Annotated in this window: 22 protein-coding genes; 8 read left to right on the plus strand and 14 right to left on the minus strand. The window is 69.9% G+C overall.

What is annotated here, in order from left to right; all coding sequences use genetic code 11:
- The 4 genes from rpoD to rpsU form a co-directional block, all read right to left on the minus strand.
- Nucleotides 1–2,079: RNA polymerase sigma factor RpoD (gene rpoD, locus ACJ8AT_RS24155; protein ID WP_407740194.1), on the minus strand; the 2,079-nt coding region annotated here is incomplete at its 3' end.
- An 88-nt stretch (nt 2,080–2,167) separates the two neighbouring features.
- Complete coding sequence (dnaG, locus tag ACJ8AT_RS24160; protein ID WP_407740195.1) at nt 2,168–3,997, minus strand: DNA primase; 1,830 nt, start codon at nt 3,995–3,997, stop codon at nt 2,168–2,170.
- Between the two features lie 322 nt (nt 3,998–4,319).
- On the minus strand, nt 4,320–4,778 hold the full coding sequence (locus tag ACJ8AT_RS24165) for a GatB/YqeY domain-containing protein (RefSeq protein ID WP_407740196.1): 459 nt from the start codon (nt 4,776–4,778) through the stop codon (nt 4,320–4,322).
- Nucleotides 4,779–4,871: 93 nt separating this feature from the next.
- A complete protein-coding gene (gene rpsU, locus ACJ8AT_RS24170; RefSeq protein ID WP_002614080.1) occupies nt 4,872–5,066 on the minus strand; it encodes a 30S ribosomal protein S21 in 195 nt (64 codons plus the stop codon).
- Between the two features lie 126 nt (nt 5,067–5,192).
- Here rpsU and ACJ8AT_RS24175 point away from each other — a divergent pair, with 126 nt between their 5' ends.
- Complete coding sequence (locus ACJ8AT_RS24175) at nt 5,193–6,779, plus strand: HEAT repeat domain-containing protein (protein WP_407740197.1); 1,587 nt, start codon at nt 5,193–5,195, stop codon at nt 6,777–6,779.
- Nucleotides 6,780–6,794: 15 nt separating this feature from the next.
- On the opposite strand, the gene ACJ8AT_RS24180 is transcribed toward ACJ8AT_RS24175, so the two are convergent.
- Both ACJ8AT_RS24180 and ACJ8AT_RS24185 read right to left on the minus strand, forming a co-directional pair.
- Entirely contained in the window at nt 6,795–7,706 is a 912-nt protein-coding gene (locus ACJ8AT_RS24180; RefSeq protein ID WP_407740198.1) for a diguanylate cyclase, read from the minus strand.
- A gap of 75 nt (nt 7,707–7,781) precedes the next feature.
- On the minus strand, nt 7,782–8,834 hold the full coding sequence (locus ACJ8AT_RS24185; RefSeq protein WP_407740199.1) for an asparaginase: 1,053 nt from the start codon (nt 8,832–8,834) through the stop codon (nt 7,782–7,784).
- 47 nt (nt 8,835–8,881) lie between these two features.
- Here ACJ8AT_RS24185 and ACJ8AT_RS24190 point away from each other — a divergent pair, with 47 nt between their 5' ends.
- Genes ACJ8AT_RS24190 through truD form a run of 3 tightly spaced genes read left to right on the plus strand, consistent with a single transcriptional unit; the run spans nt 8,882 to nt 12,241 of the window.
- Nucleotides 8,882–9,895 carry a DsbA family protein gene (locus ACJ8AT_RS24190; RefSeq protein ID WP_407740200.1) on the plus strand — a complete coding sequence of 338 codons (1,014 nt, stop codon included), beginning with the start codon at nt 8,882–8,884 and terminating at the stop codon, nt 9,893–9,895.
- Nucleotides 9,896–9,905: 10 nt separating this feature from the next.
- Nucleotides 9,906–11,228: a DUF4388 domain-containing protein gene (locus ACJ8AT_RS24195; RefSeq protein ID WP_407740201.1), complete on the plus strand. Its 1,323-nt coding sequence runs from the start codon at nt 9,906–9,908 to the stop codon at nt 11,226–11,228.
- Nucleotides 11,225–12,241, plus strand: coding sequence for a tRNA pseudouridine(13) synthase TruD (truD, locus tag ACJ8AT_RS24200; RefSeq protein ID WP_407740202.1), 1,017 nt, complete (start codon nt 11,225–11,227; stop codon nt 12,239–12,241). The genes ACJ8AT_RS24195 and truD overlap by 4 nt, the downstream gene beginning before the upstream one ends.
- Nucleotides 12,242–12,304: 63 nt before the next feature.
- Here truD and ACJ8AT_RS24205 read toward each other — a convergent pair whose 3' ends face one another.
- Nucleotides 12,305–13,861: an OmpA family protein gene (locus tag ACJ8AT_RS24205; RefSeq protein WP_407740203.1), complete on the minus strand. Its 1,557-nt coding sequence runs from the start codon at nt 13,859–13,861 to the stop codon at nt 12,305–12,307.
- Nucleotides 13,862–13,878: 17 nt separating this feature from the next.
- Nucleotides 13,879–14,205, minus strand: coding sequence for a DUF4398 domain-containing protein (locus ACJ8AT_RS24210; protein ID WP_407740204.1), 327 nt, complete (start codon nt 14,203–14,205; stop codon nt 13,879–13,881).
- A gap of 205 nt (nt 14,206–14,410) precedes the next feature.
- On the opposite strand from ACJ8AT_RS24210, the gene ACJ8AT_RS24215 reads away from it, so the two are divergent.
- Complete coding sequence (locus ACJ8AT_RS24215) at nt 14,411–15,343, plus strand: HEAT repeat domain-containing protein (RefSeq protein WP_407740205.1); 933 nt, start codon at nt 14,411–14,413, stop codon at nt 15,341–15,343.
- Entirely contained in the window at nt 15,340–16,218 is an 879-nt protein-coding gene (locus ACJ8AT_RS24220) for an N-acetylmuramoyl-L-alanine amidase-like domain-containing protein (protein ID WP_407740206.1), read from the plus strand. The genes ACJ8AT_RS24215 and ACJ8AT_RS24220 overlap by 4 nt, the downstream gene beginning before the upstream one ends.
- A 10-nt stretch (nt 16,219–16,228) precedes the next feature.
- On the opposite strand, the gene ACJ8AT_RS24225 is transcribed toward ACJ8AT_RS24220, so the two are convergent.
- Both ACJ8AT_RS24225 and ACJ8AT_RS24230 read right to left on the minus strand, forming a co-directional pair.
- Nucleotides 16,229–16,672: a hypothetical protein gene (locus tag ACJ8AT_RS24225; RefSeq protein WP_407740207.1), complete on the minus strand. Its 444-nt coding sequence runs from the start codon at nt 16,670–16,672 to the stop codon at nt 16,229–16,231.
- Between the two features lie 54 nt (nt 16,673–16,726).
- Nucleotides 16,727–17,095: a response regulator gene (locus tag ACJ8AT_RS24230; RefSeq protein WP_407740208.1), complete on the minus strand. Its 369-nt coding sequence runs from the start codon at nt 17,093–17,095 to the stop codon at nt 16,727–16,729.
- 147 nt (nt 17,096–17,242) lie between these two features.
- Here ACJ8AT_RS24230 and ACJ8AT_RS24235 point away from each other — a divergent pair, with 147 nt between their 5' ends.
- Both ACJ8AT_RS24235 and ACJ8AT_RS24240 read left to right on the plus strand, forming a co-directional pair.
- Nucleotides 17,243–17,605, plus strand: a complete 363-nt coding sequence (locus ACJ8AT_RS24235; protein WP_407740222.1) for an HPF/RaiA family ribosome-associated protein — start codon at nt 17,243–17,245, stop codon at nt 17,603–17,605.
- A 142-nt stretch (nt 17,606–17,747) separates the two neighbouring features.
- Nucleotides 17,748–19,721: an MXAN_5187 family protein gene (locus tag ACJ8AT_RS24240; RefSeq protein ID WP_407740209.1), complete on the plus strand. Its 1,974-nt coding sequence runs from the start codon at nt 17,748–17,750 to the stop codon at nt 19,719–19,721.
- A 15-nt stretch (nt 19,722–19,736) separates the two neighbouring features.
- On the opposite strand, the gene ACJ8AT_RS24245 is transcribed toward ACJ8AT_RS24240, so the two are convergent.
- The 4 genes from ACJ8AT_RS24245 to ACJ8AT_RS24260 are packed head-to-tail and all read right to left on the minus strand — an operon-like array spanning nt 19,737 to nt 26,779.
- Nucleotides 19,737–21,386: a sensor histidine kinase gene (locus tag ACJ8AT_RS24245; protein WP_407740210.1), complete on the minus strand. Its 1,650-nt coding sequence runs from the start codon at nt 21,384–21,386 to the stop codon at nt 19,737–19,739.
- Nucleotides 21,387–21,396: 10 nt separating this feature from the next.
- Entirely contained in the window at nt 21,397–22,782 is a 1,386-nt protein-coding gene (locus tag ACJ8AT_RS24250; protein WP_407740211.1) for an ABC transporter substrate-binding protein, read from the minus strand.
- Nucleotides 22,779–24,176 (minus strand): FG-GAP repeat domain-containing protein, encoded by a 1,398-nt coding sequence (locus ACJ8AT_RS24255; RefSeq protein WP_407740212.1) that lies wholly within the window; start codon nt 24,174–24,176, stop codon nt 22,779–22,781. Before ACJ8AT_RS24255 ends, ACJ8AT_RS24250 begins: the two co-directional genes overlap by 4 nt.
- A 2-nt stretch (nt 24,177–24,178) precedes the next feature.
- Nucleotides 24,179–26,779 carry a penicillin-binding protein 1A gene (locus tag ACJ8AT_RS24260; RefSeq protein ID WP_407740213.1) on the minus strand — a complete coding sequence of 867 codons (2,601 nt, stop codon included), beginning with the start codon at nt 26,777–26,779 and terminating at the stop codon, nt 24,179–24,181.
- Nucleotides 26,780–26,833 lie beyond the last annotated feature (54 nt).

Consider the following 26,833-nt stretch of genomic DNA (forward strand, 5'->3'; position numbering starts at 1 on the left):
CTTGCGCAGCGCCTTGGCCTCGATCTGACGGATGCGCTCGCGCGTCACCTCGAAGTCCTGGCCCACCTCTTCCAGCGTGTGGTCGCTCTTCTCGCCGATGCCGAAGCGCATGCGCAGCACCTTCTCCTCGCGCGGCGTCAGCGTGGCCAGCACCTTCCGGGTCTGCTCGGCCAGGTTCATGTTGATGACCGCGTCCGCCGGCGACACCAGGCTCTTGTCCTCGATGAAGTCGCCCAGGTGGCTGTCCTCCTCCTCGCCGATGGGCGTCTCCAGGGAGATGGGCTCCTTGGCGATCTTCAGGACCTTGCGCACCTTGTCGAGCGGCAGCTCCATCTTCTCCGCGATCTCCTCGGGCGTCGGCTCGCGGCCGATCTCCTGCACCAGGTAGCGGCTGGTGCGGATGAGCTTGTTGATCGTCTCGATCATGTGCACCGGGATGCGGATGGTGCGGGCCTGATCAGCGATGGCGCGGGTGATGGCCTGGCGGATCCACCACGTGGCGTACGTGGAGAACTTGTAGCCGCGCTTGTACTCGAACTTGTCCACCGCCTTCATCAGGCCGATGTTGCCCTCCTGGATCAGGTCCAGGAACTGCAGGCCGCGGTTGGTGTACTTCTTCGCGATGGACACCACCAGGCGCAGGTTGGCCTCCACCAGCTCGCTCTTGGCGCGCTCGGCGCGCTTCTCGCCCAGGCGGATGGCGTCATAGTTGCGCCGCAGCGACTCGGCGGGGAGGTTGGCCTCCTCCTCCACCTTCTTGATCTTCCGCACGGCGGTGCGCACGTCGCGGTCCAGCGCCTCGAGCTGCTCGGGGGTGAAGTTGAGCTGCTTCTGGAGCTTCTTGGCGGTGTTCGGGTTCTCGCGCGACTCCTTCAGCTGAGGGCGCAGCTCCTTCATGTTCACGCCGTTGCGGCGCTCGATGTCCCGGAGCTCCTCCTCGGCCTTGTCCACGCGCTCGATGAGCTGGCGCAGGTTGAGGACGATGCGGTCCACCTGCTTCTTGTTGAGGCGCATCTCCTCCAGGACCTCCATCATCTTGGTCCGGAGATCCTTCACCTCCTGCTTCACTTCCTTCTTCTTGACGTCGGTGAGCTTCTTCTTGCCGGAGAGCTCCTCCTCCAGCACCTCGCAGTCCTTGGCGAACTTGCGGAAGCGCTCGATCTGCTTGTTGATCTGCTCGATCTTGTTGAGCTCGCTCTGGGCCAGCTGCTGGGGCTGCTCACCTTCGACGCCCTCCTCGGGAACGTCCTCGGCGCCCTCGGCCTGGGCCTCCTCGGGGGCGTCCTTGATGACGTCGCGCACGCGCAGCTTGCCCGTCTTCAGCTTGTTGCCGATGTCGAGGATGTCCGCCACGGCGACGCGGCAGGCCAGCATCGCGCGCAGCACTTCCTTCTCGCCCTCTTCAATGCGCTTGGCGATCTCCACCTCGCCCTCGCGGGTGAGCAGGCTCACGCTGCCCATCTTGCGCAGGTAGAGGCGGACCGGATCGTTCGACTTGCCACCCGGCTCGTCGTCCTCGTCCTGCTCCTCCTCGTCGGCCTCCTGCTTGTTCTCCTCCTCGACGGCGACGGTGGGCTTGATCTCGTTGGACTGCGCGGCCTTCTGCGCGTCGACGATCTCGATGTCGTTGTCGCCGAACATGCTCATCACGTCGTCGATCTGATCCGACGACACGATGTCCGCGGGCAGCGCGTCATTCACCTCGTCATAGGTGAGGAAGCCCTTCTCGCGGCCGGCGGCCAGCAGGTCCTTGACCTCCTTGCGCTCGGCGATGGCCTCCTCCTCGACTTCATCCTCGACGGCGTCGGGATCCACCTGGACGGCGGCGGCGGCCTCCTCGGCGGCCTCTTCCGGATCAATGTCATCCGCGGAGGCCTCGGTGCCGCCGTTCTTGCGCTTCTTCAGCTTCTCCGTGGCGGTGGCGACGGCCTCGGCTCGCTCCTCGGCAATGGCGGCGGCGGCCTTGGCTGCCCCCTTCGCCGCTGCCGCGGCGCTCTCCGCCCCCTTCTTCTTGCGGATCGTCGGATCCACCTTCTTCTTGGGCTTCACGGATCCCTTCGAGGGCTTCTGCGTCGGCATTCGGGTACTTCTCCTTAGAAAACAGGTGCTTGGCCTGGAGCGAGCCGGCCGATCTACAGCAAATTACTGAATAGTTACAAACGCGAACTCAAACCGGTTGCAGAGGGGCCTTTGTTCCCGGCACCGAGGGGCGGAGTTCTTCCTTGATCCGAGTCTGCAGGGCGAACAACGCGCTGCGCTCCACGAGCAGCCGTTTCGTCTCCTCCGTGAGCTCAGAGGCACCAGGAGTCTGCTTCATGGCCTTCTCTATATAGCGGAGCTGCTCCTCGACGCGCCGCAGTGTCAGCTTGCGGCAGATGGTGAGGAAGGCCTGCTCCAGGGCGGCGCCGCCCTCGGGGAGCTGGCGCAGGGCCACGTCGATGGCGCGCTTCACCGGCTCGGCGGCCTCGAAGAGCGCGTCCTCGGTGCCGCTGCCAGAGGTGGCCTGGGCCAGCACCACGCGCAGCCCTGTGTGTGATAGTTCGTCACACGCCCGGTATGGGTCCCTGGCCACGAGGCGGGGCTCGCGCAGGGTGGCGGCGACGTAGAAGGCCTCCATGGCGTCCGGAGGGCGCACCGGCGCGGGCTTGGGCGCGGCCCCGGCTCCAGGGGCGGGGCGCTGGCCGTTGGAGGCAGCGGGAGCAGGGGCGGGTTTGGGAGCGGGCTTGGAGGGGCGCAGGGCCGCCTCGAGATCTCCCACGGGCAGGCCGAAGTGGCCGCCCACGGCGTTGAGGAAGGCCGAGCGCACCAGCCCCAGAGGGAGCTGGGCTGCCATCGGCTTCAGCCGCTCGAGCGCCGCCATCTTTTCCTCGAAGCTCGCCTGGGCGCCGTTCGGGAGGACGCTGGCGAAGATATGGGAGGTGAGCGGCTGGGCATTCTGGAGCAGCCGCTCGACCCCGTCTGCTCCTTCTCGACGCGCGAAGGTGTCCGGATCATCCCCTTGTGGCAACAGGGCCACACGAGCGGCTGCTCCGGCGGCGAGCAGGGGACCGGCGAGCCGCTCGACGGCGTTAATGCCAGCCTGGTCTCCATCCAGCAGGAGGACGAGCTGCTGGGCCTCGGCGCGGCGCAGCAGCTGGAGGTGGCCCGGGGTGATGGCGGTGGAGCAGAGGGCCACGGCGTGGCGCACCCCCACCTGGTGCAGGCCGATGCAGTCGAAGTACCCCTCCACGAGGATGGCGGCCTTGCGCTTGCGGATCTCGTCGCGGGCCTGATCCATGCCGTAGAGCGTCTCGCTCTTGTTGTAGAGCCGGGACTCCTTGGAGTTGAGGTACTTGGGGCCCTCCTCGGCCCCCATCAAACGGCCGCCGAAGGCGATGGGGCGGCCCTCGGGGGCGCGGATGGGGATCATCAGCCGGCTGCGGAAGAAGTCGTAGTACCCGTCCGAGTTGTTGCGGCGCTGGACGAGGCCGGCGTTCACCGCCCACTCGATCATCCCCGAGCGGGTGAGCTTGTCGGCCAGCTGGCTCCAGGCGTTGGGGGCCCAGCCGAGCCCGAAGGCCTGGGCGGTCTCCTCGGAGACGCCGCGGTTGGCCAGGTACGTGCGGGCAGCTCGCCCCTCGTCCTGCCAGAGCAGGGCGCGGAAGTGCTCGGCGGCCAGATCCGTGACTTCCTTGAGCTGCTGGCGCTCCTTGGCGGTGGGATCCTGGGCGGCCTCGATGTCCACCCCCACCTCGCGGGCCAGATCCTTCACCGCGTCCACGAACGTCTTTCCCAGGTAGCGCTGGACGAAGGAGACCGCATCCCCGCTCGCCCGGCAGCCGTGGCAGAAGTAGAAGCGCTTCTCCGGGACGACGTAGAAGGAAGGGGTCTTCTCCTGGTGGAAGGGGCAGCGGCCCTTGTACTCGCGCCCGGCCTTCTTCAGCTCCACGTGGCGCGAGATCAGACCGACCAGGTCCACCCGCTCGAGGATTTCTTCGATCTTGTGCTCAGGGATCACGTGGCCTGACCCTCGGCTGGGGAAGTGCCGGAGAGCTTGCCCCACGGCTCCGACGTCCCGGGTCGGCTCTTCGGCGCCATGCTGCCTGGGAATCTAGTCCCTGGGCTCCTGGAGGGAAGAGGGGGGAGGGGGCCGCGCTGGCGTGGCATACGGCAGCTCTGCTCCAGCGGGGTAGGCACGGGTACGGCTCCTCCCACCGGATCAGCGCCGCTGAAGAGAGCGGACGCGACACAGCGGGCTGGGAGTAGCCATTAACTGCGGAACGGCGCGAGGGCAAGCTCCCGGCCCGGCGAGCGGGGCGGGAGCGGCGGATCCCGAATGATCAGGACAGCTTGGCCAGCTGCGCTTTGACTTCTTCGGAGATGGCGCGGCCCTCGGCGCGGCCCTGCACCTTCGGCTGGACGGCCTTCATCACCGCGCCCATGTCCTTGGGGCCCTTGGCGCCCACCGCGGCGATGGCGGCCTGCACCTCGGCGCGCAGATCGTCGGCGGACAGTTGCTTGGGCAGGTAGTTCTGGAGGATGGCGATCTCCGCCTCCTCCTTCTGGGCCATGTCATCCCGGCCGCCGGACTTGAACTGCTCCACGGAGTCGCGGCGCTGCTTGATCAGGGTGGCGATGACCTTTTCGATCCCGGCGTCATCCAGGGCCGAGGCGCCCGGCTCGACTTCCTTGTACTTCACCGCGCTCTTGAGCATGCGCAGGACGCTGAGGGTCAGCTCGTTCTTGGCGCGCATCGCGTCCTTGAGGTCCGCGTCGATGCGCTCTTTGAGGGTGGCCATGGCAATCACTCCATTCAAAGGGGGGAAGGGGTCGACGACGGTCGCGAGCCAGGGCATCTGACTCAGTGCAGCGCCCCGGCTCACTTCGGGCGGCTAGAACGACTTGCGCGCCTTCTTCACCGCGCGCTTCTTGGCGGCGAGGGCCTTCTTCTTGCGCTTCACGGAAGGCTTCTCGTAGTGCTCGCGCTTGCGGATCTCGGAGAGGATTCCCGCCTTCTCGGTGGCCTTCTTGAACCGCTTGAGGGCGCTCTCGATGGACTCACCCTCCTTGACTCGAATACCGGGCAATGCAGTCACCTCCTTCCGCTGTGCGTCAAAAGTCGTGAAAAGGGCAGCGGGTATGGCGCAGTGGCCCTGAAAACGCAAGAACGCCCGCCAAAAAGGCGCCCGCTCTTGGACTAGAGTAGGGCGCTCGTGACGCCCGCTCTGATCTTGCTCCTGGTGCTCTCGGCCGATCCCCGTGGTGGCACGGGGACCACCGACTGTTGGAGGGCCTGCCAGCGGCACGTCCAGGAGTCCTCCCTGAGGGCGAAGGTCTGTCAGTTGTGCATCACCGGCCAAGGCCCCCAGGACTGGGTGCTGGGGCTGGCCCTGGTGAAGCCGGTGCCTCTGAATGATCTGCGCTCGGCGCTCACGGACGAGGACTGGCGGGTGCGCTGGGCGGCCGTGCGAGCCGAGGCGAAGGTGCGTGGGGTGACCGAGCACCGCGCCCTGGCGGAGTGGGTGACGGGGCTTCAGCCGTCGGCGGACCTGCCCGCCTGCATCACCGCCGCCCGGGCTGCCGCCGAAGCGGGGGCCCACCCCACGGCCTTCCTCGTGGGCGCGGGGGAGAAGGGGCCCGCGGCCGCCGCGCGTGTGCAGGCCCGCAAGGGCGCCATCCGCGAGGCGCTGGAGGTGGAGCTGTACTCCGAGGACGCCGGGATCCGTCAGCGGGCGCTCTCCCATCTCGCCACCTTCCTCAAGGAGCCTCCCGCGCGGGTGGTGATCGACGCCATGCAGGGGCGCCCCGAGTCCTCGGATGCCGCCGCGGCGGCGGTCCTGCGGGACTATGCCGAGAGCAAGGAGCTCTCCGTGGGGCGGATGCTCGTCGAGGTGGCCCAGCCCGACAACCAGGAGCGCATCAACCGGCTCTTCGCGGTCTACTCCCAGGAGCTGCAGGCCCTGCAGCCGGAGCTCACCTCGGGAGACCCGGAGAAGCGCAGGCCCGCGGTGTTCAAGCTGCGGCTCTACGGCCCCCTGGCCCAGCGCGAGCTGGAGCGCGCTCTCCAGGATTCGGACTCCCGGGTGCGCCAGTCCGCCGCGCGGGGGCTGGCCAAGGCCGAGGGGCTCACGCTGATCCAGGCAGCCGGCAAGCGATTCACGTCGGGCGCGGAGCTCGCCGCGCAGCGGCCCTGGCTGGAGGCGCTGGCGCACGAGCAGAACTGCCAGGCCGCGCTGCTGGCCTTGGCGGAGGATGTGAAGCAGCCCGTGGCGGTCCGGGGAGAGGCGCTCGCCCAGCTGCCCGAGTGCGGCGAGTGGAGGTACGACCGCGCCTCGCGGGTGCTCCCCTTCTTGAAAGAGGCTCGGCCTCCCCTGAGGGCCGGAGCGCTGCGGGCGCTCGCGGGCGCCGGTGGCGAGGCAGTCAACGAGGCCATCCAGGCGGGTCTGGAGGATCCCGCCCCGGAGGTGGCCGTGGCGGCCATCGACACCGTGGCCCTCAAGCGGCAGACGGTGCTCGCGGATGCCGTCGCGGAGCGGCTCGGCTCGGAGCACGAGGAGGTCCGTCAGGCCGCGGCGCACGCGCTCGAGCGCATTGGAAAGGAGCGGCACGTCAGGGCGCTCTCCGAGTGTCTCCAGAAGGATCCCGCCCCCGCCGTCCGGGTGGCGGCGGCGCAGACGCTGGGGCTGCTCGGAGGGCCGTTCGCCCTGTCCGCGCTGAGCGAGGCGGCCCAGAAGGATCCGGACTCCCATGTGCAGCACGTGGCGCGTGAAGCGCTCAAGCACCTGGGGTTCAATCGTTGAAGCGGCCGCCGGCGCTCAGGGGCCGCTGACGGACTTGCCGTCCACCCGGTTCCGGCCCGCGCGCTTGGCGCGGTAGAGGTACTTGTCCGCCGCGGCCAGCAGATCCTCCGGCTGGGAGAAGTCCGAGTCCAGCAGCGTCGCCACGCCCAGGCTGATCGACACCTTGATGGGGGTGCCGCTGAAGATGAAGTCGCTGCGGTCCACCGCCACTCGGCACCGCTCGGCGCAGGCCGACGCCTGCTCCTCGGCGGACTCGCGCAGCATCAGCGCGAACTCCTCGCCGCCCCAGCGCGCCAGCAGATCCTCGGTGCGCACCGTGTCGCTCACCCGCTGGGCGATGCGCGTCAGCACGTAGTCCCCGGCCGGGTGCCCGTAGACGTCGTTGATCTTCTTGAAGTGGTCCACGTCGAACATCACCAGCGACAGCGGCACGCGGTGGCGCAGGCAGTAGGCGAACTCCTTGCGCAGCGTCTCCATGAAGTACTTCTTGTTGTAGAGCCGCGTGAGCCCGTCGCGCGTGGCCGACTCGTAGATGCTGCGCTGGTACTGCTCCTCGAGCTGATCCTGGATGGAGAACTTGAGGACCGTGTTCGAGCCGATCTGGATCTTGTCGCCGTCGTACAGCGGCGCGGTGTTCACTCGCAGGCCGTTGAGATACGTACCGTTGGTGCTGCCCAGGTCCACCAGCTGGAAGCGCCCGTCCCCCAGGGACACCACCTTGGCGTGCTTGCGGGAGATGCCGTCGTCCTCGACCTGGAACTGCGCCTCGGAGCTGCGCCCGAGGATCGTCTCCGAGCGATCCAGCTTGAACATCCGTCCGATCCCCGCGGCGGACTTGGCGCTGATGACGATCAGATAGGCGCTCTGCTGCTGAGCGTTGCTCAGCAGGTCCGCGATGGAATGGACGTTTGTCTTCTCCTCGGACATCTCGGACCCCATCTTAAGGGCCTGTAATTCGTGGCGGCAAGCAGACATACCTCCGATGTGGCACAGGAGGCGACTTCACCGGCCGTGGCCCCTGCCCCGCCGCCTCCGGGGCTCGCTGGGCGGCACGGGCGGGCGCCCGACCGTCAGTTCCCCGGCCACCGGGGCCTGGATGGCGCGTGCCACCGCCTCGGGGGAGGTGTGGTAGGCCAGCGCCTGCATCAACTTCACCATCGCCGCCGAGGGCGTCATGTCCGCTCCGCCGATGGCTCCCTCCTGGAGCGCCACCGCCCCGGACTCGTACAGGGTGAGGTCCACGCCGTTGCGGTAGGCCTGGCTCACCACCACCACGGGGATGCCTCGCTCCCGGGCCTGGGCGAACAGGGGGCGCAGCGAGCGGCCAAGGGAGGGATCGATGGGGAAGTTGCCCGCCCCGTACGCCTCCAGCACCAGGCCCTTCAGGTGGGGCAACAGCGCCAGGGGCAGCGCCGGGTCCAACCCCGGGTACACCTTGAGGAGGAAGACGCGCGGATCCAGCCGCTCCAGGGCGCGGAAGGCCCCCTTGGGCTTCAGGCCCGGCTCGAAGGTGGCATCCACCCCCAGCGTGCCGAGCACCGGGAAGTTGGGGCTCTCGAAGGCGTCGTACTCGGCCACCTTCACCTTGCGGGTGCGGTTGCCTCGGTAGAGGTGGGAGTCGAAGCAGATCGTCACCTCGCGCGGCCCGTTGAGCGCCGAGAGCACCGAGTCAATCAGGTTCAGCCGCGCATCCGTGCGGATCTCCCCCAGGGGGCGCTGCGAGCCGGTGAGCACCACCGGGCAGGGCAGCCCCCGGAGCAGGAAGGACAGCGCGCTGGCGGTGTAGGCCAGAGTGTCCGTGCCGTGCGTCACCACCGCGCCGTCGAACTCGGGCAGCCGCCGGTGCAGGTGGGTGGCCATGCGGCTCCACAGCTCGGGCTGCATCTCCGAGCTGTCCAGGTTGGAGAACAGCTCCAGCTCGATGTCGGCCAGCTCGAAGAGCTCGGGGACACGCGCCTTCAACGTCCGGAAGAAGGCCGAGGGGCGCAGCGCGGACGGCCGCCCTCCAGCCATCCCCAGCGTTCCCCCGGTATGCAGCAGAAGGACTTTGGGCATGGGGCCTTCACTGACAAAGCCCGCCTTCCTTTACAAGCCTTGCGCGCGTGGCTAAGACCCGCCGCGTGTTCTCCTACTGCTGGAAGCGTGCCGTCCTTCTGCTCGCCGCCGCGTCCCTGACCGGCCTGGCCTGTACCAAGAACCCCGAGGTGTCCCCCGCCGACAAGGCCGCGGTGACGCCTCCGCCCCCCGAGGCCGCCAAGGCCCCGGCCGCCACGCCCCCGGCCCCGGCCGCCGGCGATCCGGCCAACCCCGCCGCCTCGCTCGCGGGCATTCCGGGCATGGACTTCTCCTCGCTGCCGCCCGCGGCCCAGCGGGAGCTGGGCACCATCCTCAGCGACGAGTTCTGCTACTGCGGCTGCCCCCACACCGTGGGCGCCTGCCTGCGGCAGCACACCCCGTGCCGGCACGCCAAGCGGATGGCCCGGCTGGCGGCCACGTTCGTGGCGGACGGCGTGTCCGCCAGTGAGACGATCGTCGTGCTCTCCAAGTACTACGCCTCGTTCCGCGAGCCGCGCGCCGAGCTGAAGGTGGATCCGCGCATGTGCAAGGGCGACGCGAACGCCCAGGTGACGGTGGCGGAGTTCGCCGACTTCGAGTGCCCCCACTGCGCCCACGCCCGCCCGCTGCTGGACGAGTTCCAGAAGAAGAACGCCTCCAACGTGCGCCTGTGCTACCTGCCGTTCCCGCTGCCGGGCCACCCCAACGCCGTTCCCGCGGGGCAGGCGGCGCTGTGGGCGCGCGACCAGGGCAAGTTCTGGGAGATGCACGAGGCGCTCTTCGCCCACCAGGACAACCTGGCTCCCGCGGCGCTGCCGGCCATCGCCAACTCGATCGGCCTGCCGGGCGCCAAGCTCCAGGAAGTGCTCAAGGGGGACGCGTACAAGCAGGAGCTGGAGGGCTTCCGCGCCCAGGGCCGGGCCGTGGGCCTCACCGGCACGCCCTACATCTTCTTCAACGGCCGCCACTTCGAGCTGGTGCCTGACGTGGACCAGTTCACCCAGAGCCTCGAGGACGAGCTCGAGTGGCGCTCCAACCACAACGCTTGGGCCTCCGACTGACCCCCCAGGGATGACGCCGCCTCGCTTTCGCATCGACGGGTCTTCCCAACTCGTCCCCGAGGAGCGCACGAACCCGCCCGCGCTGGCGGGCCGCTCGGGCTCGTACGCGCTGATGCCTACGGGGCCGGATCTGCTCGTCTTCTCGCGCGTGCCCGCCGAGGGCCGCTCCATCCCCGCGCCCCGCGTGGTGCTCGCCGGGGATGCCGCCGGCTTCGCGCTCTCGGATCTGATCGCCTTCCTCAGCCAGTCGCGCTGGAGCGGCCTCATCCGCGTGCGCACGCCCGGCGGCGAGCGCTCCATCACCCTGCGCGAGGGCGAGGTGCGTGGGGCCAGCTCGGACGATCCGGCGGACAGGCTGGGCGAGGTGCTCATCCGCCTGGGCTACGTGGACCGGCCGAAGATCGAAGAGGTGCTGCGCGAGCAGTCGCCCTCGAAGGTGGGCCGCTCGTTGGTGGAGAAGGGCTACCTGCAGGCGCATGATCTCTTCAAGTGCGTCACCCACCAGGTAAGCGAGATCTTCCACGCGATCGTCCTGTGCCGCGAGGGCTCGTTCTTCCTCATTGATCAGCCGGTGGAGGACAAGTCCTCGCACACCATCCAGCTCACGACGCAGAGCCTGTTGATGGACAGCATCCGGAAGATCGACGAGATGGCGCACTTCCGGAAGCGCATCCCCCACGGGCGGCTCTACGTGGGCAAGAAGCGCGCCTCAGACGGCAAGCTGGAGGCGGATGAGGACCGGGTGCTGGCCATGCTGGACGGCAGGCGCACGCTGCTGGAGCTGGGCCACGCGGCCAAGCTGTCCGAGTTCGACATCACCAAGGTGGTCTTCCGGCTGCTCGAGGGCGGCTTCGCGGTGCTCTCCGAGACGCCGCTGTCCCCCGTGGCCGCGCCCTCGGAGAAGGTCTCCACGCCCGTGCCCTCCCGGGTGGCCGCCGCGGCGCGCCCGAGCCGGGTGGATCACCGCGAGGTGACGCGCGTCTTCAACCTCATCTTCCGGGAGATCCGGAACGAGGTGGCCAAGCAGGGCATGGACACCGAGTTCATCGCCGCGGCCAACGCGGCGCTCTCCGGCCAGGCGCTGACATCCTCGCCGGTGCTGGAGGGGCTGACGATCGCGGCGGATGGCACCCTGTCCGAGCAGCAGCTCGTCGAGGCCTTCGAGCGCCACCGCACGCACCTGGGCTCCGAGCCGATCGCCTCCTTTAAGCAGGCGCTCAGCGACGTGATGTTCTTCCTCCTCTTCCAGGCCGGAGAGCTGTTGGAGTCCCGCGCGGACGAGGATCTCGCCCGGCGCGTGAAGTTGCTGCTCTCCACGCTCGAGACGCCGTGACGGACCTGCCTCGGCTCACGGAGGGCGTGCCCGGCTGTGGTGGCGCGTTCAAGCTCGTCCCCGAGGACTTCGAGGTGGAGGAGCTGCCCGCGTACCTGCCCAGCGGGGAAGGGGAGCACCTCTTCCTCTGGGTGGAGAAGCGCGGCCGGGACACGCGCGAGGTGGTGCGTACGCTCGCCCAGGTGCTGGGGCTGCCCGAGGCGGAGATTGGCGTGGCGGGGATGAAGGATCGGCACGCCGTCACCCGGCAGTTGATCTCGGTGCCGGCGCGGACGGAGCCGAAGCTCGCGGGCTTCGAGCTGGAGGGCGTGCGCGTGGTGTGGGCCCGCAAGCACGGCAACAAGCTGCGGACCGGGCACCTCAAGGGCAACCGCTTCCGGCTGCGCCTGCGAGGCGTGAAGGACCTGGGCGCGGCGCGGGAGTCCTTCTCCCGGCTGGTGGCGAGGGGGGTGCCCAACTACTTCGGCGAGCAGCGCTTCGGGCGCGAGCGCGACAACGCGGACAAGGGCAAGCTGCTCCTGCTGGGCCAACGGCTGCCCAAGCGGCCGGATCGCTTCGAGCGGAAGATGTACCTGTCGGCCTTCCAGTCCCGCCTCTTCAACCGGGCGCTGGCCGCGCGGCTGCTCGCGGGCACCTTTGATCAGGCGCTCCTGGGGGATGTGCTGCGCAAGGAGGACACCGGCGGCCTCTTCGTCTGTGAGGCGCCCGAGGTGGACGGCCCGCGCGTGGCGGCCTTCGAGGTGAGCCCCGCCGGCCCCATGTTCGGCCCGAAGATGACGCCCGCGGCCCACGGCGTGGCGGAGGCCGAGGCGGCGCTGCTGGCCGAGGAGGGCATGACGCTCTCGGACTTCGTGCGCGGCGGCGGAGAGACGGAGGGCACCCGGAGGCCCTACCGCGTCCGGATCGGCAACCCCGAGTTCACCCCCGAGGGCGAGGACCTGCTGCTCGCCTTCGAGCTGCCCCGCGGCGCCTACGCCACGGAAGTGCTGGCCGAGCTGTTCAAGGAAGGCTGAGCCGAGGCAGGAGCGGGGTGGGGCGCGAGGCCCTCACCCCTGCTTCCGGGCGCCAACCCCCGCTTACGGAGCGGGAGGCGGCGGGTTGTTCTCGTCGATGATGTTGAACTCGGTCCGGCGGTTCTCCGCACGGCCCGCCTTGGTCGCGTTGGAGGAGATAGGCTTCGTCTCGCCGAAGCCCACCGCCTCCATCCGGCCCGGATCGATGCCCAGCTTGATGAGCTGCGCCATCACCGAGTCCGCGCGCTTCTGCGACAGCTTCAGGTTGGCCGTGTCGTTGCCCACCGAGTCCGTGTGGCCCTCGATGCGGATGTGCCTGATGGACGGCGTGTCCTTCAGCACCTGCGCCACGTCGCCCAGGATCGCGAAGCTCTCCTTGCCGATGATCTTCGCCGAGGACGTGCCGAACTTGATCTGCTTCTTGATCTCGATCTTGTCCTTCTTGACGACGACCAGCTTGTACTTCTTGGCGCAGCCCTTCTCCTCCTGGACACCGGGCTCCTCGGGGCAGGCGTCGAGCCGATCCGGGATGCCGTCCTTGTCCTTGTCGGTGTCGGGGCAGCCGCCGTTCTCGTTGGGGCCGGCGTCGGCCGGGCACTTGTCCAGCCGGTCCGGGATGCCGTCCTTGTCCTTGTCGGTATCCGGGCAGCCGCCGTTCTCGCTCGGGCCCTTGTCGTTCGGGCACTTGTCCTGACCGTCCGGGATGCCGTCACTGTCGTTGTCGAGATCCGGGCAGCCGTCGTCGTCCTGGAAGCCGTCCTTGTCCTCGGGCTCGTCCGGGCACTTGTCCAGCTTGTCGGGCACGCCGTCGCCGTCCTTGTCCGTGACGGGGCAGCCGAGGTTCTGGATCGGCCCCGCCTCGTTCGGGCACTTGTCCGCCGTGTCGACGATGCCGTCGTTGTCGTTGTCCAGCTCGGGGCAGCCGTCCTCGTCCTGGAAGCCGTCGTGGTCCTCGGCCTGGTCCGGGCACTTGTCCAGCTTGTCGACGATGCCGTCGTTGTCGCGATCCTTCGGCGCCTCCTCCGGGCAGCCGTTGTTGTCCTTCAGGCCGGGGATGAGCGGGCACTTGTCGTCCGCGTCCAGCACCCCGTCCTTGTCGTTGTCCGGCTCGGGGCAGCCGTCCTGGTCCTCGAAGCCGTCCTTGTCCTCGGGCTGATCCGGGCACGGATCGTCCTTGTCGAGGATCCCATCCCCGTCGCGGTCCGTCTCCTCGATCCGCACCACCACCTGCTGCTGCTGCTGGTCGGGCGGCTTGACCGGCGTCTGCGTCTGGGTCTGGTCGGGCGGCTTGACCGGCGTCTGGACCTGATCGGGCTTCTCGCGGACCACCACCTGCTTGGGGCCGCAGTTCTTGGAGAGCTCCAGCGCCTGCTTGATGGCCACTTCCGCGGTGCGGATGTGCTCGGAGGCGCGGAAGCTGCTGCCCTGGCTCAGCTCGCCCTTGGCGAAGTCCAGGTTGGCTTCGGCCGTGGCCAGCTCGACGGGGGCGCAGCGGAGGGCACCGGTACGGCGGGCGCGCTCCACGTCCGCTTGGATGACCTCCGAGTCAGCGCGGATCTTCGAGCCGCTGACGCAGGCGGAGCAGGCAAGGAGCAGCGCTGAGACGAGGAGTCGCTTCATCGGAGGGTGCTCACGCTTCAGGGGGTGGGGCGGTTGTCGCCGGAGGTGACGTCCGTGCCGGCGTTGGCGGCGGCCATGGCCTTCTCACGGGCCTCGTTGGCGTACTTGGAGGCCTTCACCGCGAAGTCGACGCCAGCCTGGTAGTCCGAGTAGCTGACCTCCTCGCGCGCCTTGTGGATGTAGAGGTTGGCGGCGGTCCACTCGTAGGGGGCCAGCTTGTCGGCGCCCGCGGTGCGCGCGGCCTGGATCTGCACCTCGGCGTCGAGGATGTTGGAGGTGGAGCGCACCGGGCCGCACCCGGCGAGGGCGCCCGCCAATGCCACCAGTACCGTCAACTGCTTCATGGAGAGGCCTTGGGGTGAGGGGCTGGAAGACGAATGTTCAGGTCGTATCAATCGAGTCCAGGGGGGTCAAGAATCGGGCATATCCCACCGGCAGGCGAGCTGCCCTGGCCAAGGTTTTGACAGGCTGGCGCGGCCCTTGTCATCGTCCGACACCGTGCGCCTGCCCTCCCGTTCCTTAGGCCTTGCTCTTTTCCTGCTCGCCGCCGTGGCGCTTGCGGGGCCTCGCTCCGCCCAGAAGCGGCTCGGCAGCCGGGCCGAGATAGATGATCAGATCGACCAGCTCGTCCGAGGCGGCTCGGTGCCCAGCACCCTCTCGCGCCTGCGCTACCTGGGCGAGCGAGACTACGCCGCCGAGAAGCTCCAGGAGCACCTGCACAAGGTGCTGGAGGAGCGCTCCCGCCGCAACCTCGCCGCCGTGCTGGCCGGGCTGGAGGCGCGCAGCGCGGAGCCCGCCCTGGTGAAGCTGGCCTCGGACGGGGACAGCACGGTGCGCATGTACGCGGCGCAGGGGCTGGGCAAGCTGCACAGCCACAGCGTGAACGTGCTGGTGCCGCTGCTGGAGGACAAGAGCATCGGGGTGCGCAAGGAGGCGGCCCGGGCGCTGGGGGCCTCGCGCAACGCCGCCATGAGCAAGCTGCTGCTCGCCGCGGCCAAGAAGGAGCCCGAGCTGGAGGTGCGCGCCGAGATGCTCGTGGCGGCCGGGCAGGCCGGGGACGCCAAGCAGGCCCCCGCGCTCAAGGCGTACCTCACCAGCGACTCGGAGATCACCCGCTTCGCCGCGGCCAAGGGGCTGTGCCTGCTGGGCTCGCCGGACGGCTTCGCCTTCGCCAACAAGCTGCTGGGCTCGCAGGATCGCTTCACGCGCCGCCAGGGGCTGGAGCTGTATGAGGGAGTGCCCGCGAAGAAGGCCACGCCCGTGCTCTCCCCGCTGCTCAAGGATCCGGACCGGACGCTCGCCGCGAGCGCCGCGCGCCTCATGTACCAGGGCGGGGACAAGAAGATGCTGGAGTGGCTGGTGGTGGCCTCCTTCCAGGCCAAGGGCGACGAGAAGCTCGCCTACGAGAAGGAGCTGGAGACGCTGCAGCTGGCCGATGACGAGCGCAAGGCCATCCTGCGCAAGGCGGGCCTGGAGAAATGATCGGGCTCGCCGTCGCGCTCACCTCGGCGGTGCTGCTGGCGCAGGCTCCCACCGCTCCCGTGCCCGGGGGCTGGGCGGCCCTGACTCCCGAGCAGCGCGCCATCCTCCTGAAGGCCGCCGAGCCTGGGGCCCCCATCGATCAGCGGCTGCTGCACGTGAGCGAGCGTTTCCTCGGCACGCCCTACGTGGCCTCTCCGCTGGGAGAGGGCAGCGGGGTGGATCCGGATCCGACGTTCCGCACGGACGCCGTGGACTGCCTCACCTTCGTGGAGGAGACGATGGCGCTCAGCCTGGCGCGCCAGGACTCCGAGGTGCCCTCGCTGCTCGAGCACATCCGCTACGCCAGCACCCCCGTGTACGAGGATCGCAACCACCTGATGGAGGCCCAGTGGCTGCCCAACAACCTCCGCAAGGGCTTCCTGGTGGATGTGACGCGGCGCTACGGCGGCGAGGACACCGTCCAGGTCCAGAAGGTCCTCACCCCGCGCACGTGGACCTCCAAGTCCTCGCTGGAGCTGAAGCTGCCCAAGGAGCGGCAGCCGGTGGGGACGTTCCCGCTCAACATCATCCCCCTGGAGCGGCTGCTGGCGCACGCGCGGCAGGTGCCCTCGGGCACCATCATGGTGATCGTCCGCGAGGATCTTCCGCTCAAGGCCACCCGCATCACCCACCTGGGCTTCGTGGTGCAGAAGGGCAAGCGCACGTGGCTGCGCCACGCGGCGCGCAATGGCTTCTACCGCGTCGTGGACGAGGACCTGGAGACGTTCCTCGCGCGCAACTCGCGCTACACCAAGTGGAAGGTGACGGGGGTGAGCCTCTTCGAGGCCCACCGCCCCGCCGAGGCAGGCGGGGGAGCCGTCGTCCGCTCCCAGTGAGGCCGGGAGCTCAGGGAGCCGGGTTCGCGGCGCTCGTGGCCTCGGTCTCGAGCTCCTCTTCCTCGGCGGCCTTGGCGGCCTCGTCCGAGGTGGCGTCCAGCCGCGCCTTCTCCTGGGCCAGCAGCTCCGTGGCCTTGGCCACGTGCTCCTCGGGCACGAGGATCTCCCACCAGGGGTGCGGGTTGCCCGTGGTCAGCACGTCCACGGTGCCGCCCCGGCGCGGCCGCGAGAAGACGGGGATGTGTTCAGCTTCCAACAGCCGGACGTAGTCCTCGGCGGTGAGCGGGTCCTCGGCGGTGCCCACCCGGAGGAACTCACGGGTGTCCTGCTCCGAGTTCGGTATCAGCCCCCGCGCTCGCATCGTCTCGGCGTCCACGAGCTGACTCCCGGGACAGTCGGCGCACTCCGTCACGTGGTCCTGATACTCCGAGCCGCACTCTGCGCAGTATTTCATGCTCCCTCCGTGCCCCACATAGTGGGTCCGGCCCTCGAAATTAGCACGGGGGGATCAGTGGCGAGCGGACTCCCCCAGACTTTCCACTGCAGCGGACAGTCGGTCCACGTCGATGGGCTTGCGCAGCACCACGTCGCAGTGCTCGGAGCCTGCCACCTGTGCGTAGCCGGACACGAGGATGATGCGAGCCTCCGGGCACTGCTCCTTCACCCGCTGGGCCAGCGCCGTGCCACACAGGCCCGGCAGGGACTCATCCGTGACGATGACGTCCGGGTGATCGGCCTCGAAGGCGGCCAGCCCGGCCAGCCCGTCGTCTGCCGTGCGGACCTCGAAGTCGACCTCCAGGATCTCCGCCAGCAGCTCCCGGCTGTCGCCGTCGTCCTCCACGAGCAACACCTTGATGCGGTCCGTGCCAGTGCCCATGCGCCTGAGCAACCCACGTGATCGCGCGAAACGTCCTGAGGTGCGGGAGGGCTCCACTCCCTGGCCGCACGGGAAGCAAGGGAGCAGGGAATGTCCCCCTCACCAGCCAGCGCAACACTGTCCATCTTCAAGGCCGGAGGTGATGGCATGAAGGTGTTGATGCGAGGCGTGCACCTGTCCCTCACGGACGGGCTGAAGGCATATGTGACGGAGCACCTGGTGGATCACATCGAGCGGCTGTGTGACGACCAGGAGGCTTCAGAGATCGACATCTCGCTGGTGGACATCAACGGCCCCAAGGGTGGGGTGGACAAGGAGTGCCGCGTGACGGTGCGGCTGCCGGGCCTGTCGGCCATCCATGTCACCGAGACGTCCGAGACGCTGCACCAGGCCATTGATGCGTCGCGAGACCGGATGGAGAACGCGCTGAAGCGGACGCTGGAGCGACGGCGCGATGTGTCGAACCAGGGGCTGCCCCAGGACGTGGCGTCCGACGCGTCCACCTATTGAGCGAGCGGGAGGGCAGGGGCTCGGGTTCCCAGGTTCTTGCTGGGCACCCGAGCCTGAAGGTAGAGCCCACGCCGATTCTTGCTGGCCCAGAGCGGTGGACGCTATAAGCGGAACCCTCACCCACCGGGGCTAAAGGACGGCGATGGTTCGCGTCAAGTTCCTCATTTTCGCACTCCTGGCCCTCGGGCTGGGGCTGGCTCACCTCTCCCTGCTGTCGAAGCCGCTGGGAGATCACGCGATCGAGGAGGCGCAGTCCCAGGCTGCCTCCGGCACCGCCGAGGTGGTTCGCACGCTCGAGGCGCGCCGTGGCCTCGTCCGAGCGCTGGCGCTGAAGCTGGCCACGAGCGCCGAGCTGGCCACTGCCGCGCAGGACATGATCGGCCCGGGCGCGCCAACCGCCGAGTACTTCGCTCCCGTGCGCGCCGCCGCCGAGGCCGCGCTGCCCAAGGATCTGCCGGGCGTGGTGATTGGCGTGGTGACGCCGGGCGGCGCCTGGTACGTGCGCGCCGGAGAGGAGCCCTCCTCGGAGGCCTCCAAGCTGGATGTGAAGGCGCTGACGCAGGCGGAGGCCCCGGCGGTGGTGGAGGCCTTCGGCGCTCCGCACGCCTTCGCCTCGGTGCCGCTGGTGTGGAAGTTCATCCGCGTGCCGGGCGCGGAGAAGCTGGACACCCAGCTCGCCGCGACGCTGGTGGTGGGCGTGCCGCTGCTGCCGGCCAATGCCCTGGAGGATGCGGTCAAGGCCTCGGGGACCACGGCGCTCGGGCTCGTGAAGGAGGACGCGCTGGTGGCCAGCGCTGGCGCCGAGAAGGATCAGCTCGAGAAGGCCAAGGGCTCGCTCAAGGCGGGCCAGCCGGGCGTCGTCGTTCGCAGCGGCCAGAGCGCCATGCTGGGCCCCGTGAAGCTGCCGGTGCTCACCAGTGGCAAGGACTACATGGGCGGCCAGGCGCCGCTCGCGGTGGGCAGCCGCCGCGCCGTGGAGGGTACTCCCTACGAGGTGGTGGCCCTGGCCAGCACGCCGCTGATCGGCACGCTCGCGGCGTATCAGCGCAGCGCGCTCCTCGGGCTCGCGGGGCTGCTCGCGCTGAGCCTGGTGTGGACGGTGCTCATGGGCTCCGGCAAGCGCGGGGACGAGGCGGCTTCTGAGACGGGAGGAGATACGCTTGGGCTCAGCAGTGCGCTGGCGAACATGCCCGCGGCCCCGGCTCCCGCTCCGGAGGCTCAGGCCTTCGCCGCGCCGCCGCCCGCCGCCGAGCCTCCTCCCGCCATGCACCCTGGGCTCGAGCTGAACTCCGCCGAGCCCATGGACGCGCCCGCGAACGATTTCCCGTTTGCTTCGCCTCCCTCGCACCCTAAGGCGCCCGCTCCCATGGCGGCTCCTGAGCCTGAGCCGGCTCCCTTCGCGTTCGCGCCGCCTCCTGAGCAGCAGCAGCCGTTCGATGCGCAGCCCTTTGGCTCGCCGGAGCCGCAGGATCCCTTCAGCACGCTGCCCTATGGCGGCTCCGCTCCGATGCCGTTCGATGCCGAGCCGCAGCCGGCACCGCCGCCCGGCCAGAATGGGGTCTCCACGGCCGCGCCTCGGGCGGGGGCGTTCCACTTCGAGGAGCTGCCCACGGCGGCGTACTCGCTCCAGCAGGCGGCGGATCCGTACGCCGCCGCGGCCGCGATGGACAGCGACGACAACCCGGAGACGACGCGCGTGGCCGCCATTCCGCGCGAGCTGCTCCAGGCCGCCGCGCGTCCTCCGACCCAGGAGATGCCCCTGCCCGCGCAGTTGGCCGCGCCTCCGCCGGCCCCGGCCGTGGCGCCTGTGCCTTGGAACGAGCCGGCTCCGCAGGCCATCCCGCTCCCGGGCGCGGCCTACCAGCAGTTCCTGGGCAACTCGGGCGATGCCTTCTCCGAGGAGGAGTTCCACTTCCAGGAGGTCTTCCGGGAGTTCGTCCTCACGCGCGAGCGGTGCAGCGAGCCATCCGACGGCCTCACGTACGACAAGTTCGTGCAGAAGCTGCGCAAGAACAAGGAGCAGCTCGTCCAGAAGTACGCGTGCCGGACGGTGAAGTTCCAGGTCTACGTGAAGGAGGGCAAGGCCGCCCTCAAGGCCACGCCCGTCAAGGACTGAGCCTCGAGGACCGGGTCAGAGGGCGCGCGGCAGCACCACGCTGAAGCGCGCGCCCTGGCCCGGCTCCCCGCTCACCTCCAGCTTGCCGCCGTGCTCCTGGAGGATGCGCGCGGCGATGGCCAGCCCCAGCCCGGTGCCGCCCTCCTTGGTGGTGAAGTAGGGCTCGAAGATGCGGGCGCGGTGCTCGGGAGGGATGCCCGGGCCGGTGTCCTCCACCTCGACGATCGCGTCCGTCTCCGTGCCCTTCACTCGCACGCGCACGGAGCCGCCCTTGTCCTTCATGGCCTCCTCCGCGTTCTTCACCAGGTTCACCAGCACCTGGGTGAGCTGATCACGGTCGGCCTTCGCCACCACGCCCGTCTGGAGCGTGGGCAGCAGGGTGATGCCCTCCGGCGGCGTGGCGTAGAGCGACAGCACGCTCTGGGCGAGCTCGCCCAGGTCCACCGGCTCCAACTGCGGCTTCGGCAGCCGCGCGAACCGGCTGAACTCGTCGACGATGCGCCGCAGCCGATCCACCTCCTCCAGCACCACGGCGGCGCTCTCTCGGAACAGGGCGGGGAAGCGCGAGTCCTGGGCGCTCTGCGCGGCCAGCAGCGTCTCCAGCGACATCTGGATGGGAGTGAGGGGGTTCTTGATCTCGTGCGCCAGCCGCCGGGCCACCTCCTGCCACGCGGCGATGCGCTCGCTGGCCACCAGCCGCTCGGTGGTGGAGCGCAGCTCGGACGTCATGTGGTTGAAGGCGCGCACCAACTGCTCCACCTCGCCGCTGGCCTGGACCGTCACCTGCACGTCCCGCGCGCCCTCGGCCACGCGGCGAGCGCCCTCGGTGAGCGCCTCGACGGGGCGGGTGATGCGCAGGGACATCAACAGCCCCAGCAGCACCGCGAAGCCCAGCCCCGAGGCGGCCAGCAGGAGGAAGGCGCCGGTGACGCCTCGCTCCGCCTCCAGCACCGCCGCGCGGCTGAAGATGAGCCGCACCTCGGCCGCGTCCCCCAGCGTGAGCACTCGCTCCACCGTGGGCGGCGCGGCGCTGCCGGCATGGGCCACCTCCGCGCCCCCCGAGCGCAGGGAGACCTCGGCCTGGGTGATGCGCGCCAGGTGCTGGGCGAGCCCCTCATCCAGCAGCACCCCGCCCACGACCCACAGGCGCAGATCCCCGTAGTCCTTCGGGCGCGCGGTGACGAGCGCGGGCACGTCCTTCAGCCCCTCGTCGCTGCGCACGCTCACGCGCACCGGGACAGGCTTGGGCGTCTTCTGCTGGGTGACGGCGAACAGCTCCGGATCCGGATCTCCCCGGCGCGCGGGCAGGTGCCCGGAGGACAGCGTCAGGCCCTGGCGATCGAAGAGGCTGAGCACCGTGAGGCCTCGGCTCTTCATCAGCCCCTCGGCGGTGTCGGCCTGGATGGCGCGGGTGGGCGACTCGCGAGCGTCGCGGGCCAGATCCTCCATCGCCGTGCTCTCCACCAGCTCCTCGATGGCGCGCCGGGCTCGCTCGGCGGAGCGCTCCAGCGCCTCCTGGGCGGAGGTGGTGGCGCCCTCCATCCGGGTGTCGAGCTCCCGCGAGAGCGTGGTGCGCAGGCGGTTGAGGGAGAGAGGGACCACCACCGCCAGCGGCACCAGCGCGAGCAGGGCGAAGGCGAGCGCGAGCCGAGTCCTCAATCGCATGGGAGGTTCCTCACCGTTGAGTGGCCGCGGGTGGAGGCTCGGCTGGCACCAGGTACACCCCGTCGAGCACCGGCAGCCCCTGCGCGTCCATCACGAGCCCGCCGAGCTCCGAGGCCGCGCGCACGCCGATCCCCTGGGCGTACAAGGGCAGGATCGGCACCGTGGGGCCCAGCGCCACCGCTCGGTCGCGGGCCCGGGCATCCCGCGCCATCGGATCGGCGATCGAGCCGATGAGGGGCAGCTCCACGCCGAGCAGATCCTTCCGCCCGGACGCATCCAGCACCACGGCGAGCGCTGGGCCAGGAATAGGAGGCAGCATCAAGGATTGGAGCATCAGATCGAAGTCGCCCTTGGCCCAGCGGATGCGAAGCAGCGTGCGGGACAGCGGCTCCAGGGCGACCTTGTAGCCGCGGTCGTGGAGCTTCACTTGGATGCGCTCGGCCACCGCGCGCTGGTCCTCGTTGGTGGCGTCGTAGACCAGCGTCACCATCTTGGCGCCCGCCGCGGCGGGAGCACTCGGACGAGGCTTGGGCGGCTGGGGCAGTAGCGCGGGCGGCAGCAGGTACGGCATGGGCACCGCCGGCGCGTGGACGAAGAGGCGGGTGAGATCCTCCCGGTCGATGGCGCTCTCGAAGGCCTGGCGGAAGTCCGCGGGCACCCGGCGGGGCGAGAAGGTGAGGTACGTGGCATAGAGCGCTGGACCCGTGAGGGCACCTGGCTCGGGGAGCGCGCCCAGCTCGAGCTGCACCTCTCTCTCTTTCGAGCTCCACATCCGCACGAGCCCTCGATCATCCGTCGGCCTGAGCAGGATCTGATCCAGATAGGGCCGGCCCTCGGGGTAGCCGAGCCGATACTCCAGCAGCCCCTTGGTGGCGGTGGCGGCGAACGGGCCCAGCGAGGGCGCCACGGTGGTCAGTGGCAGCGCGAGCGCGGGGTGGCACAGCGAGCGCTCCAGGTCCGGCCAGGGGAATGACAGGGACAGCTCCAGCGTGCCGCCACTGGCGACGAGCTGCCGGGCATCTTTGACGGGAAAGAGGAGGGCTCGGTAGGGCGTGGGCGCCTCGGGGCCCGTGATCTGCGCCCACGCGTGGGCCAGCGTGTTGGCCAGCGCGAGCGAGGGCAGGGTGAGGTGCACCGTCTGGGGCATGGACCGGGACATCTCGCGGGCGATGCCCAGGTGAGGCGCGCCGTTCGTGTCGAGCCGGCAGACAGGGCGGGACAGGAGGCTGAACAGCGTGGCATCCACCGGCGAGTCCGAGACGGTGGGATCTCCGAGCGGCTCGGTGGAGCCCGTGTGGGCCACGCGCAGCTGGCCGCCATAGGGGATGCGGCCGGCCGCGAGCCCGGACGTGGCACCGAGGAGGAGGAGGCTGACAAGAGCGTGGCGGAGCGTCATGGCCCACCCTGGCGCATGAGGAAGACTTCACCGGTGCCGTCCGGGTGCCACAGGCCCACCAGCACCTCGCGCTGCCGGTCTCCGTCGAGCTCGGCCGTGACGACCTGGAGGGCGCGGCCCGGAGGCAGGGCGCTCTGCCAGAGGGCGCCATGGCTGGTGGGATCGTCCCCGGCGAGCGGGTAGACGCGCACCGTGTCCGGCAAGGGGAAGAGCTGAGGCGAGGTGGTGATCAGCTCCGGCGTCCCGTCTCCATCCAGGTCTCCGAGCGCGCTGCCAGCCCCGAGCCCCGTGATGTGGACGGGCGGAGTGGTGGGGCGCGGGTAGAGCGAGGCCGAGCCGTCCAGGTGGACGAAGAGCATGCGCGGGGGAACGATGCTCGCGGTGGTGAAGGGCGCGGGGACCGTGAGGAGCCTTCCCTCGCCGAGCCGCACCTCGGGCAGGAAGGTCGTCTGGCCTGGGGTGAAGGTGCCTCGCTCGTTGACGCCTAGCGGGGCCGCATCCAGCGCGCCCATGGGGCGCAGCGTGCCCTTGGCCTTGTCGAACGTGAGCACCTCGCCGTGCGCGTAGCGAGCGGACCAGGCCGCGATCCGCGCGGGCTGCGGCTGGGGGAGGACGGCCACCATGCCGAAGGGCTCGCGAGGGGGCGCGCCGCTCAACGGGAGGCTCTCCATCTCCCGGCGCGCGAGCAGGCGCCCATCCGCGGCGAAGACGGAGACGGCGCGCTCGGTGAGGACGATCACCTCATCCTTGCCATCCCCATCCAGGTCGCCCGCGGCGAGGCCGGCCGGAGCCTGTTCGAGCCGGATCAGCACCGCCCCCATGAGGCGCACCGGGCGAGGCCCCATCGACATGGACATCGAAGGCGAGGAGGACGTCAGGGGCGTGATGGCGGCGAGGGCCAGGGCTCCCGCATCCGCCTCCACCGCGCGGACGATGGCGGCGGCGGGAGTCTCGGGGCGGCTGGGAGTGCGCCCGGACCAGAAGTTCACCCAGGTCCCCAGCAAGTCTCCGCGGGCGCTCAGCTCTCCGCCCTGCACAGAGACGGTGAGGCGCACCAGCGAACGGAGCCCCTTCTCCCGGGCGAGGTTCTCGGCAGCCTCGGGGGAGGGCGCCTCCAGCACAGCGGGGCCCAGCTCCGCGGTGGCGAGCCGGGAGGCCAGCAGCGTTCCAACCGCCCGCTGCAGCTCGAGAGAAGCGCCGCTCATATGCAGCGCGACCGGCGGCTCCGGCTTGAGCGCGACCACGTCCTCGGCCACGAGCTGCACCAGCCGCTCGACGGAGGGCGGACCGGACGGATTGGAGGACAGCGCGGCCGCGGCGGGAGCCTTCACGGGCGGCGGCTCGGCGGCGAGGGCGAGCGTCGACAGCAGCAGCGTGGCGAGGGCTCGGCGCAAGGTCATCTCCGCTTGCCGTCCTCGAGGAAGAAGTTGCTCGTGTCCACCTGGCCCACCGGAGGCGCCACGGCGGTGGGCTGGGTGCCCTCGAGGAAGGACTCGAGCCGGCCCGGCATGGAGTTGCCCGCGAGCAGGCCCGTGGCCGGATCCACGCGCACCTGGACGATGCCGGGCGGCACCTCGAAGTCGCGCACGGGCAGGCCCTGGTGCGCCACGCGCATGAAGTCCAGCCAGATGGGCAGCGCTGCCCTGCCACCCGTCTCGGCGCTGCCCAGGGGCGTGGCGTCATCGAAGCCCACCCAGGCGCTGGCCACCCAGTCCATGGTGTAGCCCGAGAACCAGGTGTCCTTGGAATCGCTGGTGGTGCCCGTCTTACCGGCCGCGGGGCGGTTCAGCTCCTTCACCGCCGTGGCCGTGCCCTCCTCCACCACGCTGCGCATGAGCGTGGTGGTGAGGTACGCCACCGCCGGGGGCAGCGTCTCCTCGAAGGCGGGCGTGTGCTCCTCCAGCACCTTGCCCAGGGACGTCTCGACGCGCAGCAGCAGGAGCGGCTCCGTGTAGCGGCCGTTGGACTGGAGCGTGGCGTAGGCGTTGGCGGCTTCCAGCATCGTCACCTCGCCCGTGCCGAGCGCCAGCGTGAAGTTCTCCGGCAGCGGCGAGTGGATGCCGGCTCGGCGCGCGTACTCGATGGCCGCCTGCGGGGTGATGGCCTCGATGAGCCGCACGGAGACGGTGTTCTTGGACTTGGTGAGCGCGGTACGCAGCGTCATGGGGCCCTCGAACTTGCCGTCGAAGTTCTTCGGCTTCCACTGCTTGCCGGTGTACGGGTCGCGGAAGGCCTCGGGCGCGTCGTTCAACGTGCTCAGCGGCGTGAAGCGCCCACTGCCCAGCGCGGCGGCGTAGAGGAAGGGCTTGAAGGACGAGCCCGGCTGCCGGTGGGCCTGCGTGGCGCGGTTGAAGGGCGAGCGCTCGAAGTCGTAGCCGCCCACCAGCGCCACCACGTTCCGGTTGGCCGGGTTGATCACCACCAGGCCGCCCTGCACCACGGGGACCTGATCGAGCGTGGCCTCGATGGCGGCGGGGGCCGGCAGCGCCTTGAGGACGCGCACGCGCACCAGCTCTCCCACCTGGAGGACGTCCGAGATGCTCGACGGTGAGCCCTTGCCCTTCTGGCGAGCCCACTTCACGGCGGGGAAGGCGATCTCCGCGGTGCGGCTCACGAGATCCACCTTGGCCACGCCCTTCTTGTCATCCACCTCGGTGACGTAGCCCGCCAGGCGCAGGCCCTCCTTCAGCGGGCGCAGGGGGATGGAGGCCACCAGCGCCTCCTCGGTGGAGGGAGGCGCCTCTTCCTCGGGGTTGAGCTCGGGCCGCTGCTCCTCCGCGCCATCGTCCTCGTCGGTGGCCTTCGGCTCCTCGCCGGGCCTGGCCAGCGGGGCGAGGTCCGCCACGTACTCCGCGTCCTTCTGCCGCCGGCCCGCCTCCTCGATGCGGTGATCGATCTGCGCCTTGAGACGCGCGAAGCGGTCGGGCTCCATCGTGCCCAGCGGGCCGCGGTAGCCCTGGCGCCGGTCCACCGCCTCCAGGCCGGTGCGCACCGCCTCCTCCGCCGTGGCCTGCAGACTGGGCACCATGGCGATGCTCACGCGCAGCCCCCCCTCGAGCACCGCCTGCTCTCCATAGCGCTCGATGAGGGTGCGGCGAATCTCCTCGGCGTAGTACCCGCCCACCAGAGGCGGAGGCCGAGGCGCCAGGACGATGGGCTTTTCCAGCTCCGGCTGCACCAGCTCCTTGGGCAGGAAGTGGTGCTCGGCGAGCTGGCCCAGCACGTAGCGCTGGCGCGCCTTGGCGCGCACGATGTTCGTCTCCGGGTTGATGCGGTTGGGGGACTGCGGCGTGCCCCCGAGCACCGCGGCCTCGCCGATGCTCAGATCCTTGGCGTGCTTGCCGAAGTAGTAGAGCGAGGCCTCCTCCAGGCCGTAGCGCTTGTGCCCGTAGTAGATCTGGTTGATGTAGAGGTTGAGGATCTGATCCTTGGTGAGCGTCTGCTCCACGCGCGGGGTGAGGATCCACTCGCGGATCTTCCGGCCCAGGCTGCGCTCGGGGGTGAGCAGCATGTTCTTCACCACCTGCTGCGTGATGGTGGAGGCGCCCGACTTGCGGCTGCCCGGGATGAGGTTCTTGATGGTCGCGCGGGTGATGCCCCAGAAGTCCAGGCCCTCGTGCTTGTAGAAGTCCGCGTCCTCGGCGGCCAGGAACGAGTCGCGGACGTGCTTGGGCAGGTCCTCGACGCGCACCACCGTGCGGCGCTCCTTGTAGAACTCGGCGCAGAGGGTGCCGTCCGCGCACGTCACCTTCGTCATCTGGGGCAGCTGGTAGTTGCGCAGCGCCTCGGGCGACGGCAGGCCCCGGCTGAAGTAGAGGTAGGCGCCCACGCCCGTTGCCACCGCGAGCACCAGGCCCACGACGCCCAGGATGAGCAGCCGCTTCGTCCACTTCCAGAGGCGAGCCCTCAGGCCAGGACGCGCGGGCGGCGGGGCCGGTGGCTGCTCGGGGGGGGAGGGGACTTCGGGAGGGTTGGGCATCGCTCGGGCCGGATTCATGGGGCGCGGATGAGAAGGGAACGCACGTTAAACCGATGGAAGGGCAACGGGAAC

The organism is Hyalangium sp. (assembly GCF_045802625.1).
Classification (GTDB): Bacteria; Myxococcota; Myxococcia; order Myxococcales; family Myxococcaceae; genus Hyalangium.

Bases quoted from the DNA above. Each gene is read 5' to 3' on its own strand.
- ACJ8AT_RS24165 (WP_407740196.1), bottom strand. From the start codon at position 4,778: ATGGCCACCCTCAAAGAGCGCATCGACGCGGACCTCAAGGACGCGATG.
- ACJ8AT_RS24180 (WP_407740198.1), bottom strand. From the start codon at position 7,706: ATGTCCGAGGAGAAGACAAACGTCCATTCCATCGCGGACCTGCTGAGC.
- ACJ8AT_RS24185 (WP_407740199.1), bottom strand. From the start codon at position 8,834: ATGCCCAAAGTCCTTCTGCTGCATACCGGGGGAACGCTGGGGATGGCT.
- ACJ8AT_RS24195 (WP_407740201.1), top strand. From the start codon at position 9,906: ATGACGCCGCCTCGCTTTCGCATCGACGGGTCTTCCCAACTCGTCCCC.
- ACJ8AT_RS24205 (WP_407740203.1), bottom strand. From the start codon at position 13,861: ATGAAGCGACTCCTCGTCTCAGCGCTGCTCCTTGCCTGCTCCGCCTGC.
- ACJ8AT_RS24210 (WP_407740204.1), bottom strand. From the start codon at position 14,205: ATGAAGCAGTTGACGGTACTGGTGGCATTGGCGGGCGCCCTCGCCGGG.
- ACJ8AT_RS24220 (WP_407740206.1), top strand. From the start codon at position 15,340: ATGATCGGGCTCGCCGTCGCGCTCACCTCGGCGGTGCTGCTGGCGCAG.
- ACJ8AT_RS24225 (WP_407740207.1), bottom strand. From the start codon at position 16,672: ATGAAATACTGCGCAGAGTGCGGCTCGGAGTATCAGGACCACGTGACG.
- ACJ8AT_RS24230 (WP_407740208.1), bottom strand. From the start codon at position 17,095: ATGGGCACTGGCACGGACCGCATCAAGGTGTTGCTCGTGGAGGACGAC.
- ACJ8AT_RS24235 (WP_407740222.1), top strand. From the start codon at position 17,243: ATGAAGGTGTTGATGCGAGGCGTGCACCTGTCCCTCACGGACGGGCTG.
- ACJ8AT_RS24240 (WP_407740209.1), top strand. From the start codon at position 17,748: ATGGTTCGCGTCAAGTTCCTCATTTTCGCACTCCTGGCCCTCGGGCTG.
- ACJ8AT_RS24245 (WP_407740210.1), bottom strand. From the start codon at position 21,386: ATGCGATTGAGGACTCGGCTCGCGCTCGCCTTCGCCCTGCTCGCGCTG.
- ACJ8AT_RS24250 (WP_407740211.1), bottom strand. From the start codon at position 22,782: ATGACGCTCCGCCACGCTCTTGTCAGCCTCCTCCTCCTCGGTGCCACG.
- ACJ8AT_RS24260 (WP_407740213.1), bottom strand. From the start codon at position 26,779: ATGAATCCGGCCCGAGCGATGCCCAACCCTCCCGAAGTCCCCTCCCCC.